Raw genomic sequence first — 17,082 nt, forward strand, 5'->3', positions numbered from 1 at the left:
GGCCCGGTACGGGGCAGCCCTCGCCGGGCGGGCGGTCGCCCTCGGCAGCGCCTCAGGAGCGCCTCAGCAGCTCCGCCGGCGCCCCTTCCAGCCCCGCCGGCAGCCGGCCCGCCGTGTGCACGATGCCGAGCGACTGCGTCGCGCGGGTCAGCGCCACGTACAGGTCGCTCGGCCGCAGGGCGCCCGGCTCCACCACGACCACCGTGTCGAACTCCAGCCCCTTCGCCTGCCGGGGGCCGAGGAGGACCACCTCCCGCGTCAGGTCCGGCTCGGCGTCCGCCCGGACCCCGGGCAGCACCGCGGCCAGCCCGGCGTGCAGCGCGTGCGGCGCGATCACCGCGAGCCGCCCCCGCTCCGGCCGCCCCCGCTCCGGCCGGTCGCGCTCCCGCAGCTCCCGCTCCACGGCCTCCGCGACGGCTCCCGCCAGGTCGGCGCCGGCGGCGCGCGCCCACGGCCGCACCCCGGTCGACCGTACCGAGCGCGGCGGCTCGAACGCGGGGTCGCGCGCCCGCAGCACCGCCGCCGCCACCTCCATCACCTCGGCGGGCGTGCGGTAGTTCACGTCCAGCCGGACCAGCTCCCAGCGGTCGCCCACGTACGGGTCGAGGGCGCGCCCCCACGAACCGCAGCCCGCCTCCTCCGCCGTCTGCGCCGGGTCGCCGACCAGGGTCATCGACCGGGTCGGGCAGCGTCGCATCAGCAACCGCCAGGCCATCTCCGACAGCTCCTGCGCCTCGTCCACGATGACGTGGCCGAAGGCCCAGGTCCGGTCCGCCGCGGCCCGCTCCGCGGTGCTCCGGTGGTCGGCCTCCTCGTACCGCTCGGCCATCCGCTCGGCGTCGATGATGTCGTGCGCCGCGAGGAACTCGTTCTCCTCGTCCTCGAACTCGTACGAGTCCGAGCCCTGCGACAGGTCCAGCACCCCCTGCGCGTACGCGACGCGCCGCGCCCGCTCCCGCTCCTCGGCGGCCCGCCGGGCGCCGTCGTCCTCCCCGAGCAGCTCGGCCGCCTCGTCCAGCAGCGGTACGTCCGCCGGCGTCCAGTCCGGGGTGCCGGTGTCCTCGCGCCGGATCAGGGCCGCCTCGTGCGCGGGCAGGTGGGTGGGACCGGCCAGGAAGTCGCGGACCAGCCGCTCGGGGGTGAGGCAGGGCCACAGGGCGTCGATCGCCGCGTGCACGGCGGCGCTCATGGCGATCTCCTTGCCGATCTGGGCGACGTCGTCCGGGCCCAGCAGGTTCGGTCCGCCGTACGGATCGGCGCCCAGCCGGTCCACGAGCTGTGCCGTGAGGGCGTCGACGACCCGGAAGGCGAACGCGGGCCGCGCCCGGTTGTGCGGCAGCCCGGTGGCGCGGGCGTGGTCCCGCGCGGCGTGCGCGATCGTGCGGTCCAGCAGCAGGACCCCGTAGTCGTCGTGGTCGATCTCCAGGGCGGGCTCGGGGACGGTGTCGTACTCCTCGCCGCTGTCCGCCGGCAGGGTCTCCGGCAGGCACTGCCGGTCGGCGACCACCCGGGCCAGCACCTCCGCCATCGCGGCCCGGCCCTTGACCGCGGCGGCGCCGGGACCGTCGGTTCCGGTGGCACGGACCCCGGGGAAGAGCTCGCCCGGCGTCGCGAGCAGCACGCCCGTCTCGCCGAGCGCCGGGAGGACCCCGCCGATGTAGCCGAGGAAGGCGGGGCCGGGGCCGACGATCAGCACCCCGCGCTTGGCCAGCAGCTCGCGGTGGGCGTACAGCAGGTAGGCGGCGCGGTGCAGCGCGACGGCGGTCTTCCCGGTGCCGGGACCGCCCTCGACGACCAGCACCCCGCGGTGGGTGGAGCGGATCACCCGGTCCTGCTCGGCCTGGATGGTGCGCACGATGTCGTGCATGCGGCCCGTCCGGGCGGCGTCGAGCGCGGCGAGCAGCACGGCGTCCGCGTCGGCGGCCTCGTGGCCCGTGCGCTCCGCGTCGGCGAGGTCGAGGATCTCGTCGTGGAGCGCGGTGACCTCCCGCCCCCGGCTGCTGATGTGCCGGCGGCGGCGCAGCCCCATCGGGGTGTGGCCGGTGGCCAGGTAGAACGGGCGCGCCACCTCGGCCCGCCAGTCGAGGACCAGCGGGGTGCGGTCCGCGTCGTCCGCGCGGATTCCGATCCGGCCGATGTGCGGGTCGCGACCGTCGGAGAACTCCAGGCGGCCGAAACAGAGACCGTTCTCCCCGGCATTCAGAGCGGAAAGGAGCCCCGACTGTTCGGCGACCAGGACGTCCCGTTCCAGGCGGGCCTGGAACCCGGTGCCGACCTCGCGCAATGCCCCTTCGACCGCACGTTCGGCCTGGCCACGAAGATCGTCGAGGCGCCGATAGAGATCGGTGACGAATTGCTGCTCTTTCCGGAATTCCTCGGTTGACAATTGCACTCCTGCCGCGTTACAGTGTCCTCGTAAGCTTCATCACGTCTTCGTTTTTGACGACGTGGTGAACCAGTGAATATACGCTCACTGATCCCTCGGCAGTCAATTGGCCCAGCCAATTCGACCGGGGGATTTTTTGCGTACCGTGGTGCCCATGACCACCGCACCCGGCTCCGCCGACGGCATCGTCTACCGGCCCGCCCGCCCCGAGGACGCCGGCGCCATCGAGGCCTTGGACAGCTCCTTCACCACCGCCACCGTCTTCGAGGTGACGGCGTCCGACGCCGGCTTCGCCCTCCGCGAGGTGCCCGTGGACCCGCCGGTGCGCAAGGTGTTCCCGCCCGAGGAACACGACGAGCAGGCACTCGGCGCCGTCGGGACGGACAGCGCGGGGGACGCGCGGACCTACGTCGCCCTCGACGGCGGCCGGGTCCGCGGGTTCGCCGCCGTCGGCTACGCCGCCTGGAACCGGCGGCTGACGGTCGAGGACATCGAGGTGGCACCCGACGACCGGGGGCGGGGCATCGGCCGCGGGCTCATGGAGTGCGCGGCGGGCTTCGCCCGTGAACGGGGCGCCGACCACCTGTGGCTGGAGGTCAGCACCGTCAACGCACCCGCCGTGCACGCCTACCGGCGCATGGGATTCGTCTTCTGCGGCCTCGACACGAGCCTGTACGGCGGCACGCCCGCCGCCGGTGAGCAGGCGCTCTACATGAGCCGGCCCTGCCGCTGACCACCCGCACGGCCAACTGCCGGACTGGGGCGGATGATACGCCCCGTTCCGCCCTGCCGCAGTCCGTCGGCCGGGGAACACTCGAAGGTGTGTTCCGTACGCACTTGCGGCACGGCGCTGACCTGCGACACGTACAATGGGTCCGGGTTCATTGCACGTTCATCCGGCACGTCAGGGTGGATCCGGTCGGACAGGGGGGGATCGCCCGAAATGGAAATACCTCCACAACGTTTCACCGCCGCGCAGGTGTGGGAGGCGGCCGAGGAGTTCATCCGGCTCTTCCACCGGGAGAACCCGGAGGCCGGCGCTCCGTGTGCCCGGCTCGCCGCCGTGCGGGAGGAGCTCGCGGAGACGGGAACCTACCGGCACACCCCGGAGGAGCTGGTCCACGGGGCGCGCGTGGCCTGGCGCAACAGCAACCGCTGCATAGGCAGGCTCTACTGGAACTCCCTGCGGGTCCGCGACCGCCGGGAGCTCGTCGCGTCGGACGAGATCGCCGACGAGTGCTTCGCGCACCTGCGGGAGGCGACCAACCGCGGCCGCGTCCGGCCCACCGTCACGGTCTTCGCCCCGGACGCCCCGGACCGCCCCGGTCCGCTGATCTGGAGCGAGCAGCTGGTCCGCTACGCCGGCTACGGCGACCACCCCTCCGTGACCGTCGGGGACGCCCGCAACGCCCCGCTCACCGAGGCCCTGCTCCGGCTCGGCTGGGCCGGCGGCGCCGGCACCCCCTTCGACCTGCTCCCGCTGGTCGTGCAAGGGGTGAACGACAAGCCCCGCTGGTTCGACACCCCCGCGGACGCCGTCCTCGAAGTCCCGATCCGCCACCCCGACGACCCCGGCTGGGGGGCGTGGGGGCTGCGCTGGCACGCCGTACCGGCCATCTCCAACATGTGCCTCGAGATCGGCGGCGTCCACTACCCGGCCGCCCCGTTCAACGGCTGGTACATGGGCACCGAGATCGGCGCCCGCAACCTCGCCGACACCGACCGATACAACCTCCTCCCGGCCGTCGCCCGCAGGCTGGGCCTGGACACCTCCAGCGACCGCTCGCTCTGGAAGGACCGCGCGCTCGTCGAGCTGAACCTGGCGGTCCTGGACTCCTTCGACCGGGCCGGCGTGACCATCGCCGACCACCACGCCGAGTCCCGCCGGTTCCTGACCCACGTCGAGCGCGAGGAGCGCAAGGGCCGCGAGGTGGGCGCGGACTGGTCCTGGATCGTGCCGCCGATCTCCGGCTCGGCCACCCCGGTCTTCCACCGCACGTACGAGGACCGGCCGAGCAGCACGGCGTACGTGCACCACCCCGGCGCGCAGGAACGGGCGCAGGGACGGGATTTGGTCTAGACCTTCTGTTACCGTCGGCTCCGAACGGATCCGACAGCGGCGGAGAGGGCGAACCCCGTGGACAGCGGCGACATCGTTGACGGCGTGGACGGTACGGACCGGGGCGGCGGACACCGGGCCCACATCGGCTCGTTCACCTCGGGGGGCGGCCGCGGTGTCACCACCGCGGCGGTCGATCCGGCGACCGGGGCCCTCACCGTGCTCTCGGCCGACTGGGCCGTCGAGGACCCCTCGTACCTCGCCTTCGCGCGGGACACCGGAGTGCTCTACGCGGTGAGCGAGGCGGAGCAGGGCGCGGTGGCCGCCTTCCGGCCCACGGCCGGGGGCCTGGAGCCGCTCGGCCCGGCCGTCCGCGTCGGCGGCTCCGGCCCCACGCACCTGAGCGTCGCCGGGCGGCGGCTGTTCACCGCGAACTACACCTCCGGAAGCGTCAGCAGCCTGCCGCTCGCCGCCGACGGCCGTCCGGGCGGCCCCGCCTCGGTCCTCGCGCACCGGGGCTCCGGCCCCGACGCCGGCCGTCAGGAGCGCCCCCACGCCCACCAGGTGCTGCCCGACCCGACGGGCCGCTGGGTGCTCAGCGTGGACCTCGGCACCGACTCCGTACGGGTCTGCGCGCTCGACCCGGCCACCGGCGCGCTGCGGGTGCACGCCGAGACCGTGCTCCGGGCCGGCACCGGGCCGCGCCACCTCGCGTTCCACCCGGACGGCGCGGTGGTCTACGTACTGCACGAGCTGGAGCCGCAGCTGACCGTCTGCCGCTGGGACCCGGCGTCCGGGCGGCTGGACCCGGTCGCGGAGGTCCCGGTCGCCTCCGGGGCCGGTGGAGGGGCCGTAGGGCCCTACCCCTCGGCGGTCGTCGTCTCGCCCGACGGGCGCTTCGTCTGGATCGCCGTCCGGGGCGCCGACACGATCGTCACCCTCTCGCTCGCCGGAGGGGCCGAGAAACCGCAGCTCACGGACACCGTCGACTGCGGCGGCAGCTGGCCGCGCGACCTCGTCGCCGACCCCGCGGGGCGCAGGCTGTACGCGGCCAACGAGCACTCGGGGGACGTCACCTGGTTCGACGTGGACCCGCTGACCGGCCGGCCGCGCCGCGCCGGATCGGTGGCCGTGCCCGCGGCCACCTGCGTGGTCTTCGCCTGACACACGCCGAAGGGCCCGTACCCGGCGCGGGTACGGGCCCTTCGGCGTGCGGGTCAGCGGGCGGCGGCGCCCTGCGTGATCCCGAGGGCCGCGGAATACTGCGCGACGGCCAGCTTGCCCAGTGCCGGGTAGGAGCCGAGGACCTCGGCGGTGGCGCAGTCCGCCTCCTTGCACGCGGTGTCCAGGAGGCCCTCGGCCGCCTCCGGGCCGATCAGGTACGGGGCGAGGGCCAGCAGCGTCGACCCCTCGCGGCGCAGCTGCTCGGCGACCGCGGCCACCGAGCCCTCCTCGTCGAGCGCGGCGGCCTTCACCGGCACGGCGAGACGGGCGGCGAGCAGCATGCCGGTGATCCCGGCGGCCTGCACGGCCTCCTCGCCACCGGTGGTGGCCAGCACGATGCCGTCGGCGGCGGTGGTCACGGTGAAGAGCCGGGCGCGGTCGGCGCGGGCCAGGCCCGCCTCGGACAGGCGCACGTGCAGACCCTCGGCGAGGAGCGGGTGCGGGCCGAGCACGTCGGCCAGCTCGGCGGCGGCCGAGGACTCCATCAGGGCCTGGCGGATCCGGCGCAGCAGGCCGCCGTCGGGACCGGCCAGCAGGGGCACGACCACGGCGTCCGGGCCGGTCGGCGCGGGCACCTCGTGATCGGCGGCGCGGGCGAACTCCGCCCGCGCCGCGCGCTCGGACGCGACGGTGTCCAGCGCACCGGACAGGGACGGGAACTCGGAGGCGTCGTCACCCTCGATGAAGCCGATCCGGGCGTCGAGACCCGGCAGCTCGGAGCGGCCGATGCTGATGATCTCTTCCGCGAGACTCCGCGAGGAGGCCGAGGGAGCACCGGGCACGGCGAGCACCAGCGCGGGCGCGCCCTCGGGCGCCGCCGCGGGCTCGGGCCGGCGGTGCCGTCCGGTCTGGCGGGGTCGCGGCATTCGTACGGGCAGGCCATTTGCGGGCCCAGTGGGGGAGCTCATGGCGCCGCATGCTACTGGCTTATCGGAACCGGGTGTTCGGGCAGGGCCTTCTCGGGTGGCATCTGTCCGTATTTATCCGGTGAATGTCAGATACGATCAACTGACGGACGGCAAGCGCCAGTCGACAGGCTGTGAACCCAGGCCCGTGAGCAGGTCGTTCGTCCTGCTGAACGGCCTGGAGCCGAAGAAACCGTAGTCCGCCGACCTGGGGGAGGGGTGCGAGGACTCCACCACCGGCAGTTCGCCGAGCAGCGGCCGCAGGTTGCGCGCCGCACGGCCCCACAGGATGGACACCAGGGGCTTGCCGCGCGCGGCGAGCGCGCGGATGGCCTGGTCGGTGACGGCTTCCCAGCCCTTGTCCTGGTGGGCGTTGGGGCGGCGGGGCGCGGTCGTCAGGGCGCGGTTGAGCAGCAGGACGCCCTGCCGGGTCCACGGGGTGAGGTCGCCGTTGGCGGGGCGGCCGGTGCCGAGGTCGCGGTGGAGCTCCAGGAAGATGTTGTCCAGACTCGGCGGTACGGGGCGCACTTCGGGCGCCACCGAGAAGGACAGTCCCACGGCGTGCCCCGGGGTGGGGTAGGGGTCCTGGCCGACGATGAGGACCTTGACCTCGTCGAAGGGCTGCTGGAAGGCGCGCAGCACATGGGGCCCGGCGGGTAGATAGCTCCTCCCCGCCGCGATCTCGGCGCGCAGGAAGTCGCCCATGGCGGTGATCTGCCCCGCCACGGGCTCCAGAGCACGGGCCCAGCCCGGCTCGACGATCTCGTTCAACGGTCGTGCTGCCACGGTCGATCACTCTACTGGCCCAACGTGGCCGCCCGTACACACAGGACGTCGGGAAGGTGCCCGGCCAGCAGCTGCCAGCTGTCGCCGTCGTCGTGGCTCGCGTACAGCTCGCCGTTGCGGTTGCCGAAGTAGACGCCCGCCGGGTCCGCGTCGTCCGTGCACAGCGCGTCGCGGAGCACGGTGCCGTAGTGGTCCCCGTCGGGCAGTCCCTTCGAGAGCGGCTCCCAGGTGGCGCCCGCGTCCTGGGTGCGGAAGACCCGGCACCGGTGCCCGGCCGGCACCCGGTCGGAGTCGGCGTTGAGCGGGAAGAGGTACGCGGTGTCCGGCCGGTGCGGGTGCGCGGCGACCGCGAAGCCGAAGTCGGAGGGAAGGCCGCCGCCGATGTCGGTCCACCGGGCCCCCGCGTCGTCGCTGCGGTAGACGCCCCAGTGGTTCTGCAGGTACAGCCGGTCGGTGTCCGCGGCGTCCTGGGCGATCTTGTGCACGCACTGGCCGAACTCGGGGTGCGGGTCGGGCAGGAAGACCGCGGAGACCCCGTCGTTCGACGGCGACCAGCTGGCGCCGCCGTCCGCGCTGCGGAACACCCCGGCGGTGGAGACGGCCACCGTCAGCGCCTCCGGGTCCCGTGGGTCGGTGATCACCGTGTGCAGGCCCTCGCCGCCGCCCCCGGGCTCCCATTTCGACCGGCTCGGGTGCTCCCAGAGCGGCCGGACCAGCTCGAAGGAGTCGCCGCGGTCCGTGGAGCGGAACAGGGCGGCCGGCTCGGTCCCCGCGTAGACCACGCCGGGGGCCTCGGGGCCGGCGGGGTGCAGCTGCCAGACCCGCTCCAGGGAGGCACCGGTGTCCTTGGGGAACTTCACGGCGGCCGCGGCCGGCTCCCGCCAGGTCGCCCCGAGGTCGTCGGAGCTGAAGACGGACGGCCCCCAGTGCAGGCTGTCCGCGCCGACCAGCAGCCGCGGCGCGGGCCCCCGCCGGTCGACGGCGACCGCGTAGACGGCCTGGGCGTTGAAGTGGGGGCCGTCGAACTCCCACGCGCCGCCGCCGTGCCGACGGCCGACGAAGAGTCCTTTGCGGGTTCCCACGAGCAGTAGTACGTCGGCCATGGCCGGCACCTCCGGGCGTCGTTCACTGGGTCGTTCACTGGGTCGTTCCTGGCGTGCTTTCCTGCGGGCGCCGCCCGGGAGCGCGTGCGGCGGCGCCCGTGCGGGTCGTTCCGGCCAGTCTGCACCCGCCCACCGACAGTGGCCCGGCGGGCGACGCGGGGGTTTGCACGACTGATCGGCGCAGATCATTTACCCGATCATTTACCCGACAGAAATGACTGCTGCTTGCATGTAGGTGTTCGGAATGGATTGACTTCAGGCCACTGCCGCCGCACGCGAGGGGACCCACGTGGCCACCGAGCATCTTTCGCCGCTCGACCTCGCCTTCTGGCGGATCGAATCCACCGCCCACCCCATGCACCTGGGCGCCCTCGTGGTCCTCCGGGCCGCCGGCCCCGGCGCCGGCGAGCGTGCCGCGGAGCTGCTCGCCGCCCGCTGCGCCGCCGTACCGGGCCTGCGCCGCCGGATCCACGACGTACTCCTGCCGGTCGGAGCGGCCGCCTGGTCGCCGGACCCGGAGTTCGACGCGGCCCGGCACGTGTTCCTCGTACGGACCGGGCACGCCACCGCGCACGAGGCCGCGGGCCCGCTCATGGCCCGGCCGCTCGACCGGGGCCTGCCGCCCTGGGAGGCGCACGTGATCGCCGGGCCTGATCCGGACGCCTTCGCGGTGCTGTTCAAGTTCCACCACGCGCTCGCCGACGGCCTCGGCGCGCTCGCGCTGGCGGCCTCGCTCTTCGACGAGGGCCCCGCCCCGCGCGCCCCCGCCGCCCGACCGGTCCCCGCCCAGCGGGACGCCGGCTCCGCCCTGCGCAGACTGCCCGGCGCCCTGGCCGCCCGGGTCCAGGACGTCGGCCAGGCCCTGGAGATCGGGGCCGCCGTGGCCCGCTCCGGGCTCCCGCTCGGCGTGCCCGGGGCGCTGGTCGCCGACCCGGACGGGCCCGGGACCCGCGCGGTCGCCGGTCTCGCCCTCGACCTGGACGAGGTCAACCTCGTGCGCAAGGCCGCCGGCGGCACCGTCAACGACGTGCTGATCGCGATGGTCGCGGGCGCGCTGCGGCGCTGGCTGGAAGAGCGCGGCGACCCCGCGCCCCGCGGACCGGGCCCCCGCGCCCTGATCCCCGTCTCCCGCCGCGGCAGGGTCGGGGCGGGCGGCGGGAACCGGCTTTCCGGCTACCTGCTGCGGCTCCCGCTCGCCGAGCGGGACCCGCTGCTGCGCCTGGACCGGGTGCGCGCCGCGATGGACCGCAACAAGGACGCCGGGCCCGCCCGGGGCGCCGGGGCCGTCGCCCTGCTCGCCGACCACGTCCACCCGCTCGGCCACCGCCTCGGCGGCCCGCTCGTCGCCCAGGCCGCCCGGCTGCTCTTCGACATCCTGGTCACCAGCGTTCCGCTGCCCGGTCTGACCTTCTCGCTCGGCGGGAGCACGGTCCGCGAGGTCTACCCCCTCGCCCCGCTGGCGCGCGGCCAGTCACTGGCCGTCGCCGTCTCCACGTACAAGGGGACGGTCCACTACGGGCTGGTCGCCGACGCGACCGCCGTACCCGACCTGGCCGCCCTGACCGGGGCGCTGCGCGCCGAGCTGGACGCGCTTGTACGAGAGGTCTCGTAGTACGAGAGGATTCGTAGTACGGTGGTCCTCGTACTTAGCCGCCGATCCCCGGCGCGCCCGGTGACGTCTGGAGAGTCCTGATGAGTGCTGCCCCCACCGCCTTCGCCGCCCTGTTCGCGCCGTACACCCTGCGGTCGGTCACCATCCCGAACCGCGTATGGATGGCGGCGATGTGCCAGTACAGCGCCGAGGCCTCCGGCCCGAACGCCGGCGTGGCCGGCGACTGGCACTTCGCGCACTACGCGGCCCGCGCCGTCGGAGGCGCCGGCCTCATCGTCCAGGAGGCCACCGCCGTCTCCCCGGAAGGCCGGATCTCCCCCTACGACCTCGGCATCTGGAACGACACCCAGGTCGAGGCGCTCCGCCGGATCACCGCCTTCGTGAAGTCCCAGGGCGCGGTCCCCGCGATCCAGATCGCCCACGCGGGCCGCAAGGCCTCCACCGACCGGACCTGGAAGGGCGGCGCCCCCGTCGGCCCCGAGGCCCACGGCTGGCAGCCGGTCGCCCCCAGCGCGGTGCCGTTCCACGAGGGCCACCCGGTGCCCCACGAGCTGACCGTCGATCAGATCCACGAGATCACCGCCCAGTTCGCGGCCGCCGCCGAACGGTCGCTGGCCGCGGGCTACGAGGTCGTGGAGGTACACGGCGCCCACGGCTACCTGATCGGGGAGTTCCTCTCCCCGCACAGCAACCGGCGCACCGACGCGTACGGCGGCTCCTTCGAGAACCGCGCCCGTTTCGCGCTCGAAGTGGTCGACGCCGTAAGGGCGGCGTGGCCCGCGGACCTCCCGCTGTTCTTCCGGATCTCGGCCACCGACTGGCTGGAGGAGAACGGCTGGACCGCCGAGGAGACGGTCCGGCTGGCCGCCCTGCTCCAAGAGCACGGGGTGGACCTCCTCGACGTCTCCACCGGCGGGCTGGCCCCCGGGGTGACGATCCCGGTCGGCCCCGGCTACCAGGTGCCGTTCGCGGCCCGGGTCAAGGCCGGGACCTCGCTCCCGGTGGCGGCCGTCGGCCTGATCACCGAACCGGAGCAGGCCGAGAAGATCCTCGCCAACGGCGAGGCGGACGCCGTGCTCCTCGGCCGCGAACTGCTGCGCGACCCCTACTGGGCCCGCCGCGCGGCCGTCGAACTCGGCGCGGAGCTCCGCACCCCGGAGCAGTACCACCGCTCCTGGTGAACCGGGTTGCGGCGCGGGCTCTTCTCTCCCGCGCCCCAACCCACCGCTCCTACGACGGCTCTCGTACGATGGTGCCGGGCGCGACGGGCCCCGGGCGCGTGGTGGTTCGAGCGAGCCGGGCGGGCCGGGCGGGCCGGGCGGGCCGAGCGAGTCGGGCCGAGCGAGTCGGGCCGAGCGAGTCGAGCGAGTGGAGCAGGGACATGACGGAACACGACACGGCCCGCACCCTCGCCCACCCCGAGGCCGCCGAGATCCGGCTGGAGGACGTGCTCCACGCGCTCTCCGACCCGGTCCGCCTCTCCATCACCCGGGACCTCGCCGTCTCCGCCGCCGACCTGGCCTGCTCGCACTTCGACCTGCCGGTCACCAAGTCGACCACCACGCACCACTTCCGCGTGCTGCGGGAGAGCGGCGTCGTGCGCCAGACCTACCGCGGCACCACCAAGCTCAACGCCCTGCGCCGCGAGGAGCTGGAGGCCCTCTTCCCGGGCCTCCTCGACTCCGTCCTCACGGCCGCGGCGGCCGAGGAAGCCCGCCTGGCGTAGCCGCGCGGCCGCCGCGACCCGGCAGCCCGCTCCAGGACCGTCCGGCGGCGCCCGGCAGCCCGCTCCAGGACCGTCCGGCCGTGCCCGGCAGGCCGCTCTACGTCCGTCCGGCCGTGCCCGGCAGCCCGTCCTGCGTCCGTCCGGCAGTGCCCCGCAGCCCGTCCTACGCCTGTCCGGCCGCGACCCGGCAGCGCGTCCTACGTCCGTCCGGCCGCGTCCAGCAGGCCGTCCCAGTCCGGGATCTTCACCGAGCGGCGGCCCAGCGAGCGGCCCAGTTCCGCCTCGGCCGCCTCGACGGCCAGCCACCCGGGCCACTCCACCGGACGCAGGCCCGCCGCCCGCATCGCGTCCACCGGGTCGCCGGGCAGCTCGCGCCGGGCCAGCCGCCCCGCGTCCTGGAGGAGCGAGGACGCCGTCTCCTTCGCGCAGGGGCGGTTGGTGCCGATCACCCCGGTCGGGCCGCGCTTGATCCACCCCGCCACGTACTCGCCCACCGAGGCCCGGCCCGCACGCAGCACCCGGCCCGCCGCGTGCGGGACCGTGCCCCGCACCGGGTCGAAAGGCAGACCGGCCAGGGGGACGCCCCGGTACCCCACCGAGCGCAGCACCAGCTGCGCCGGAACGTCCTCGTACGTCCCCGTCCCCGTCACTCCGCCGAGCCCGTCCGGGGCGGTCCGCTCGAAGCGCACCCCGGTGACCCGGCCGTCCGGGCCGCCCAGCACCTCCGACGGGCGCAGGTAGAACCGCAGCGTGATCGCGCGCGGCGCGCCGGTCGCGCCGCCCTCAGCCCAGCCGCGCAGCGCCTCCACGTTCCGCCGCGCCACCGCGGGCAGCGCGGCGGCCGCGCCCGGATCGGCGTACGCGGGGTCCAGGGCCAGCTCGGCGGGCTCCACTCGGGCGTCCACACCCGGCAGCGTGCCCAGCTCCCGCAGTTCCTTGGTGGTGAACTTCGCCTGCGAGGGGCCGCGCCGGGCGACCATCGCCACCGCGCGCACCCCGCTCTCCGCGAGCGCGCCGAGCGCCGGCTGCGGCATGTCCGTCGGGGCCAGCTCGGCGGCGCCCCGGGCCAGGATTCGCGTCACGTCCACGGCGACGTTGCCCGCCCCGACGACCACGGCCGACTCCACCCCGGCCAGGTCGAAGGCGGCCGCGGCGGCGTCCGGGTGCCCGCTGTACCAGGCCACGAAGTCCGTCGCGGAGTGCACCCCCGCCAGGTCCTCGCCGGGGATGCCGAGCAGTCGGTCCCGCGCCGCCCCCACGCAGTACACGACCGCGTGGTACAGCTCCAGCAGCCGCGCCGAGGGCAGGGCCTCCCCGCCGACCTCGACGTTCCCGAGGAAGCGGATCCGCTCGTCCTCCAGCACGGCGCGCAGGCTGCCCTGCAGCGATTTGATCTTCTCGTGGTCGGGGGCGACCCCGTAGCGCACCAGTCCGTAAGGGGCCGGCAGCCGGTCCAGGACGTCGACCCGGACGCCGGGCACCTCGCGCTGCTGAACCAGGGTCTGCGCGGCGTAGACCCCGCTGGGGCCCGATCCGACGACGGCGATACGAAGCACGGTGGAGCTCCTCACGCGGGTGGTCCCCAGCATGACACCGGGTTCCGGGGCCGTCAGCCCATGGCGCGCATCCGGTGGATCTCGGCGCTCTGCGTGGCCACGACCTCGTTGGCCATCTCCTCGACCGCCACGTTGTTGCCGCCGGCCAGCGCCTCCCCGGCCATCTTCACGGCGCCCTCGTGGTGGGCGGTCATCAGCTTCAGGAAGAGCCGGTCGAAGTCGGCCCCCGAGGCCGCGGCCAGGTCCGCCAGCTGCCGCTCGGTGGCCATGCCCGGCATCGTGCCGTGGTCGTGCGGGTGCGCGCCGGAGTCCGCCTGCGGCGCGGGATGCAGGGCCGACCACTTCTCCATCGCCCCGATCTCGGGCCGCTGGGCGGCCTCGATCCGTTCCGCCAGGCGTTTGACGCCGTCCGCCGCGGCCCGCGCCGGCGCCAGCGCGCTCATCGTCAGGGCCTGCCGGTGGTGCTCGACCATGTTCCGCACGTAGGCCCGGTCGGCGGCGTTGGCGCTGTCGTCGGGCTTCTCCCGCGCGGCCTGCTCGGGGGTGAGCGTGCGCGCCTTCTCGCCGGGTCTGCCGGGTGCGACGATCACGGCCCGGCCGTCGTCGGCGCGGTCCCGCGGCTCGTCCGCCTGGCAGCCGGCGAGCGCCGACAGGAGGCCGGCGGCCACAACCGCTCCGGAGATTCGGCCGAGTAACCCTTTTGCCATGTCCATGGAAAGGAAGATACTGCCGGGGTCCTGGTTCCGCGCCCACCCGGCAAGGAACCGATCGGACTCCCAAGGGAGGCACAGTGACCTCGTTGCACACCATCAGAGTGCGGAAAAGGAGTCTGGGAGCGGTCGTCGCGGCGGCCGGCCTCGCCACGCTCCTGGCCGCCGGCCCGGCGGCCGCCACCCCCGATCCGGGTGACCTGACGCCGGGCGCCGGCGGACAGCAGGGTTCCAGCCTCGTCGAGGGCCGGGAGCTCGCCCCGGGTGAGATCCCCGGCCGGGACGAGATCGTGCACAGCGCCAACATCAAGCCGCTGGCCAACGTCCCGAGCGCGGACCCGACCGTGATCAACTCTGACCTGGCGTTCCAGGGCAGGTACGCGTACGCGGGCAACTACAACGGCTTCACGATCTACGACATCGGGAACCCGAAGGCGCCGAAGACGGTCACCCAGGTGCTCTGCCCGGGCGGACAGAACGACATCTCCGTCCACGGCGACCTGCTCTTCCTCTCCACCGACTCCTCGCGCAGCGACGACTCGTGCAACAGCGTCTCGCAGCCCGCCACGGAGAAGTCCTCGTGGGAGGGCATCAAGATCTTCGACATCAAGGACAAGAAGAACCCCAAGTACATCAAGTCCGTCGAAACCGCCTGCGGTTCCCACACCCACACGCTGGTGCCGGGCAGCCGCGACCTCTACCTCTACGTCGCCTCCTACTCGCCGAACGAGGCCTTCCCCGACTGCAAGCCGCCGCACGACGGCATCTCCGTGGTGAAGGTCCCGAAGAAGGCGCCGACGAAGGCCGCCGTCGTCGCCTTCCCGATCCTCTTCCCGGACGGCGGCAACCCGGGCGGGCCCGTCAACCCGGGCGTCTCCAAGACCACCGGCTGCCACGACATCACCGTGCTGCCCTCGAAGAACCTCGCCGCCGGAGCCTGCATGGGCGACGGCATCCTCTTCGACATCAGCATGCCCGAGCAGCCACGGGTCATCGACCGGGTCCAGGACAACGTGAACTTCGCGTTCTGGCACTCGGCGACCTTCAACGAGCGCGCGAACAAGGTGGTGTTCACCGACGAGCTCGGCGGCGGCGGCGGCGCCACCTGCAACGAGGCCACCGGCCCCAACCGGGGCGCCGACGGGATCTACGACATCACCGGCCGCGGGGACCAGCGAAAGCTCGCCTTCCGCAGCTACTTCAAGATCCCGCGCCACCAGGCCGACACCGAGAACTGCGTGGCCCACAACGGCTCGCTGGTCCCGGTCGGCGGCGGCCGCGACATCATGGTCCAGGCCTGGTACCAGGGCGGCGTCTCGGTCTGGGACTTCACCGACTCCTCCAAGCCGAAGGAGATCGGCTACTTCGAGCGCGGCCCGCTCACCACGGACGCCCTCGGGCTCGGCGGGTCCTGGTCGGCGTACTACTACAACGGTCACATCTACTCGAACGACATCACCAAGGGCCTCGACGTGCTCAGGCTCGACGACTGGCGGACCGTGAGCGCCACGTGGGTGCGGATGGACCGGCTCAACGTCCAGACCCAGCCCGAGTACCACTAGCGGCCGGCCGACGGCCCGCGTGCCGTCGCCCCTAGCGGGGAAACGTTCCGCCGGGCGGTCCTCCGTCCGGCGGGACGCCGAGCCCCCAGTCCAGCCCGTACCGCTGGAACAGCTCCGCCCGCAGCCGGGACGCCGGCATCGGCGCCCCCGGCAGCAGCACCGCCACCACCGCGCCCATCAGCAGCGCCCGCAGCAGCGGATAGTCGGCGTCCACGTCCGCCGAGCCGTACCGGGCCATGGTGTCCCGCAGCAGTTCGGCGAGCCGCTGCTGCTCCTGGCACCGGATGAAGCCCTCCGCCTGCAGGATGCCCGCCATGTGCGTCCGCATCAGCCGCGGATGGTCCAGCGCCAGTCCCAGCGTCGCGTCGATGGCGCGGGCGAGGCGCTCGCGGCCCTCGTCCTCCCCGGAGGGGCGCGGCTCGCGCTCCAGCGCGGCGTACAGGGTCAGGTGCATCAGCCGGTGCACCGCCGACTGCAGCAGCTGCCGCTTGCCCGGGAAGTAGTACGAGACCAGACCCCGTGCCGCGCCCGCCCGGTCGGCGATGTCGCCGAGTCGCGTGGCCTCGTAGCCGCGCTCGGCGACGAGGTCGACCGTGGCCTGCAGCAGCCGTTCCCTGGAACGTCTGCGCAATTCTTCATTGACCGATGCGCTGCGCGGGACCATGCTTGCTCCTGCTGCGTTGACTGGCTCCGAGCCAATATACTCAGCGCACGGGGTCGCCTGCTCTGGGTGACACGGGGGATCGCCCAGAGCAGGTACGCCCGTGACAGCCGTACGCGGACGTCGCGACAGCCACCAGGGCCACACCCAGGAGCCAGCCCGCGAGGACGTCCGAGGTCCAGTGCACCCCGAGGTAGAGCCGGGTGAAGCCGACCCCGAGCACCGAGACGACGGCCACCGCCCAGGCGGCGGCGACCGCCCATCGCGGTGTCGCGCCGGGCAGCAGCCACAGCAGCATCCCGCACACCACCGTCGCGGTCATGGCGTGGCCGGACGGGTAGGCCGCGTAGTGCGCCGAGTCGACCGGGTCCGGCCACTGAGGACGCTCCCGCCCCACCAGGGCCTTGAGTCCTTGCTGCACCACAGACGCCACCACCGCGGCCAGGGCCACCCGCAGCGCCCGCCGGCGCTCGCCCCGCCACCACAGCGCGACGCAGGCCGCGGCGGCCAGGATTCGCATCGTCCACGGGTCCCACACCCAGTCGGAGAGCACGCGCATCACGTGGGTGGTGCCCGGGTCGGCGACCGCGCGGGCGTGCAGGTCGCTGGCGATCCGGCCGTCGAGGGAGAGCAGCGGCTCCCAGCGCGCCACCACCAGTACGGTCAGGGCGACCGCCAGCAGCGCGCAGCCGATGCCGGTCCAGCGCACGTGTCGGTCGTCGTTCCGCATGCACCCGATCCTCGCACCGGCGGTCGCCGCACGGCCTCGGGCGCGCCCGGGGCCGCTGTCCG

15 protein-coding genes are annotated in these 17,082 nt (G+C 74.1%); 7 read left to right on the top strand and 8 right to left on the bottom strand.

Features of this window, described 5'->3' with window-relative positions; all coding sequences use genetic code 11:
* Positions 1 to 52: 52 nt before the first annotated feature.
* Positions 53 to 2,386 (bottom strand): HelD family protein, encoded by a 2,334-nt coding sequence (locus OTB16_RS07325; RefSeq protein WP_267719096.1) that lies wholly within the window; start codon positions 2,384 to 2,386, stop codon positions 53 to 55.
* Between the two features lie 154 nt (positions 2,387 to 2,540).
* Between OTB16_RS07325 and OTB16_RS07330 the strand changes: the two genes are divergently transcribed.
* The 3 genes from OTB16_RS07330 to OTB16_RS07340 all read left to right on the top strand — a co-directional run bounded on the left by OTB16_RS07330 (position 2,541) and on the right by OTB16_RS07340 (position 5,609).
* Positions 2,541 to 3,119, top strand: a complete 579-nt coding sequence (locus tag OTB16_RS07330) for a GNAT family N-acetyltransferase (protein ID WP_267719098.1) — start codon at positions 2,541 to 2,543, stop codon at positions 3,117 to 3,119.
* Positions 3,120 to 3,329: 210 nt separating this feature from the next.
* A complete protein-coding gene (locus OTB16_RS07335) occupies positions 3,330 to 4,466 on the top strand; it encodes a nitric oxide synthase oxygenase (RefSeq protein ID WP_267719099.1) in 1,137 nt (378 codons plus the stop codon).
* A gap of 57 nt (positions 4,467 to 4,523) precedes the next feature.
* Positions 4,524 to 5,609, top strand: coding sequence for a lactonase family protein (locus tag OTB16_RS07340; protein WP_267719100.1), 1,086 nt, complete (start codon positions 4,524 to 4,526; stop codon positions 5,607 to 5,609).
* A gap of 53 nt (positions 5,610 to 5,662) precedes the next feature.
* Here OTB16_RS07340 and OTB16_RS07345 read toward each other — a convergent pair whose 3' ends face one another.
* The 3 genes from OTB16_RS07345 to OTB16_RS07355 all read right to left on the bottom strand — a co-directional run bounded on the left by OTB16_RS07345 (position 5,663) and on the right by OTB16_RS07355 (position 8,463).
* On the bottom strand, positions 5,663 to 6,577 hold the full coding sequence (locus OTB16_RS07345) for a sirohydrochlorin chelatase (protein WP_267719101.1): 915 nt from the start codon (positions 6,575 to 6,577) through the stop codon (positions 5,663 to 5,665).
* Between the two features lie 96 nt (positions 6,578 to 6,673).
* Positions 6,674 to 7,360, bottom strand: a complete 687-nt coding sequence (locus OTB16_RS07350) for a uracil-DNA glycosylase (protein WP_267719102.1) — start codon at positions 7,358 to 7,360, stop codon at positions 6,674 to 6,676.
* Between the two features lie 11 nt (positions 7,361 to 7,371).
* Entirely contained in the window at positions 7,372 to 8,463 is a 1,092-nt protein-coding gene (locus tag OTB16_RS07355; protein ID WP_267719103.1) for a WD40/YVTN/BNR-like repeat-containing protein, read from the bottom strand.
* A 289-nt stretch (positions 8,464 to 8,752) separates the two neighbouring features.
* Between OTB16_RS07355 and OTB16_RS07360 the strand changes: the two genes are divergently transcribed.
* The 3 genes from OTB16_RS07360 to OTB16_RS07370 all read left to right on the top strand — a co-directional run bounded on the left by OTB16_RS07360 (position 8,753) and on the right by OTB16_RS07370 (position 11,801).
* Positions 8,753 to 10,075, top strand: a complete 1,323-nt coding sequence (locus OTB16_RS07360; protein ID WP_267719104.1) for a wax ester/triacylglycerol synthase family O-acyltransferase — start codon at positions 8,753 to 8,755, stop codon at positions 10,073 to 10,075.
* Between the two features lie 80 nt (positions 10,076 to 10,155).
* The gene (locus OTB16_RS07365) at positions 10,156 to 11,256 is read left to right on the top strand and encodes an NADH:flavin oxidoreductase/NADH oxidase (protein ID WP_267719105.1); all 1,101 of its coding nucleotides are present in this window, start codon (positions 10,156 to 10,158) and stop codon (positions 11,254 to 11,256) included.
* 200 nt (positions 11,257 to 11,456) lie between these two features.
* Positions 11,457 to 11,801 (top strand): ArsR/SmtB family transcription factor, encoded by a 345-nt coding sequence (locus tag OTB16_RS07370; RefSeq protein ID WP_267719106.1) that lies wholly within the window; start codon positions 11,457 to 11,459, stop codon positions 11,799 to 11,801.
* A 197-nt stretch (positions 11,802 to 11,998) separates the two neighbouring features.
* Here OTB16_RS07370 and OTB16_RS07375 read toward each other — a convergent pair whose 3' ends face one another.
* Positions 11,999 to 13,357, bottom strand: a complete 1,359-nt coding sequence (locus OTB16_RS07375) for an FAD-dependent oxidoreductase (protein ID WP_267719107.1) — start codon at positions 13,355 to 13,357, stop codon at positions 11,999 to 12,001.
* A gap of 53 nt (positions 13,358 to 13,410) precedes the next feature.
* A complete protein-coding gene (locus OTB16_RS07380) occupies positions 13,411 to 14,070 on the bottom strand; it encodes a DUF305 domain-containing protein (protein ID WP_267719108.1) in 660 nt (219 codons plus the stop codon).
* A 77-nt stretch (positions 14,071 to 14,147) separates the two neighbouring features.
* Here OTB16_RS07380 and OTB16_RS07385 point away from each other — a divergent pair, with 77 nt between their 5' ends.
* Positions 14,148 to 15,629: an LVIVD repeat-containing protein gene (locus OTB16_RS07385; RefSeq protein ID WP_267719109.1), complete on the top strand. Its 1,482-nt coding sequence runs from the start codon at positions 14,148 to 14,150 to the stop codon at positions 15,627 to 15,629.
* A 31-nt stretch (positions 15,630 to 15,660) separates the two neighbouring features.
* On the opposite strand, the gene OTB16_RS07390 is transcribed toward OTB16_RS07385, so the two are convergent.
* Together OTB16_RS07390 and OTB16_RS07395 are read right to left on the bottom strand one after the other, a co-directional pair.
* The gene (locus OTB16_RS07390) at positions 15,661 to 16,293 is read right to left on the bottom strand and encodes a TetR/AcrR family transcriptional regulator (protein ID WP_267719110.1); all 633 of its coding nucleotides are present in this window, start codon (positions 16,291 to 16,293) and stop codon (positions 15,661 to 15,663) included.
* Between the two features lie 40 nt (positions 16,294 to 16,333).
* Complete coding sequence (locus OTB16_RS07395) at positions 16,334 to 17,020, bottom strand: phosphatase PAP2 family protein (RefSeq protein WP_267719111.1); 687 nt, start codon at positions 17,018 to 17,020, stop codon at positions 16,334 to 16,336.
* Positions 17,021 to 17,082 lie beyond the last annotated feature (62 nt).

Origin of the sequence: Streptomyces antarcticus, assembly GCF_026627255.1 — a bacterium.
Classification (GTDB): Bacteria; Actinomycetota; Actinomycetes; order Streptomycetales; family Streptomycetaceae; genus Streptomyces; species Streptomyces antarcticus.

What these genes read in the sequence shown, in the direction of transcription:
- OTB16_RS07370 (WP_267719106.1), top strand. Translation starts at nt 11,457, where the DNA reads ATGACGGAACACGACACGGCCCGCACCCTCGCCCACCCCGAGGCCGCC.
- OTB16_RS07365 (WP_267719105.1), top strand. Translation starts at nt 10,156, where the DNA reads ATGAGTGCTGCCCCCACCGCCTTCGCCGCCCTGTTCGCGCCGTACACC.
- OTB16_RS07335 (WP_267719099.1), top strand. Translation starts at nt 3,330, where the DNA reads ATGGAAATACCTCCACAACGTTTCACCGCCGCGCAGGTGTGGGAGGCG.
- OTB16_RS07355 (WP_267719103.1), bottom strand. Translation starts at nt 8,463, where the DNA reads ATGGCCGACGTACTACTGCTCGTGGGAACCCGCAAAGGACTCTTCGTC.
- OTB16_RS07395 (WP_267719111.1), bottom strand. Translation starts at nt 17,020, where the DNA reads ATGCGGAACGACGACCGACACGTGCGCTGGACCGGCATCGGCTGCGCG.
- OTB16_RS07380 (WP_267719108.1), bottom strand. Translation starts at nt 14,070, where the DNA reads ATGGACATGGCAAAAGGGTTACTCGGCCGAATCTCCGGAGCGGTTGTG.
- OTB16_RS07345 (WP_267719101.1), bottom strand. Translation starts at nt 6,577, where the DNA reads ATGAGCTCCCCCACTGGGCCCGCAAATGGCCTGCCCGTACGAATGCCG.
- OTB16_RS07330 (WP_267719098.1), top strand. Translation starts at nt 2,541, where the DNA reads ATGACCACCGCACCCGGCTCCGCCGACGGCATCGTCTACCGGCCCGCC.
- OTB16_RS07390 (WP_267719110.1), bottom strand. Translation starts at nt 16,293, where the DNA reads ATGGTCCCGCGCAGCGCATCGGTCAATGAAGAATTGCGCAGACGTTCC.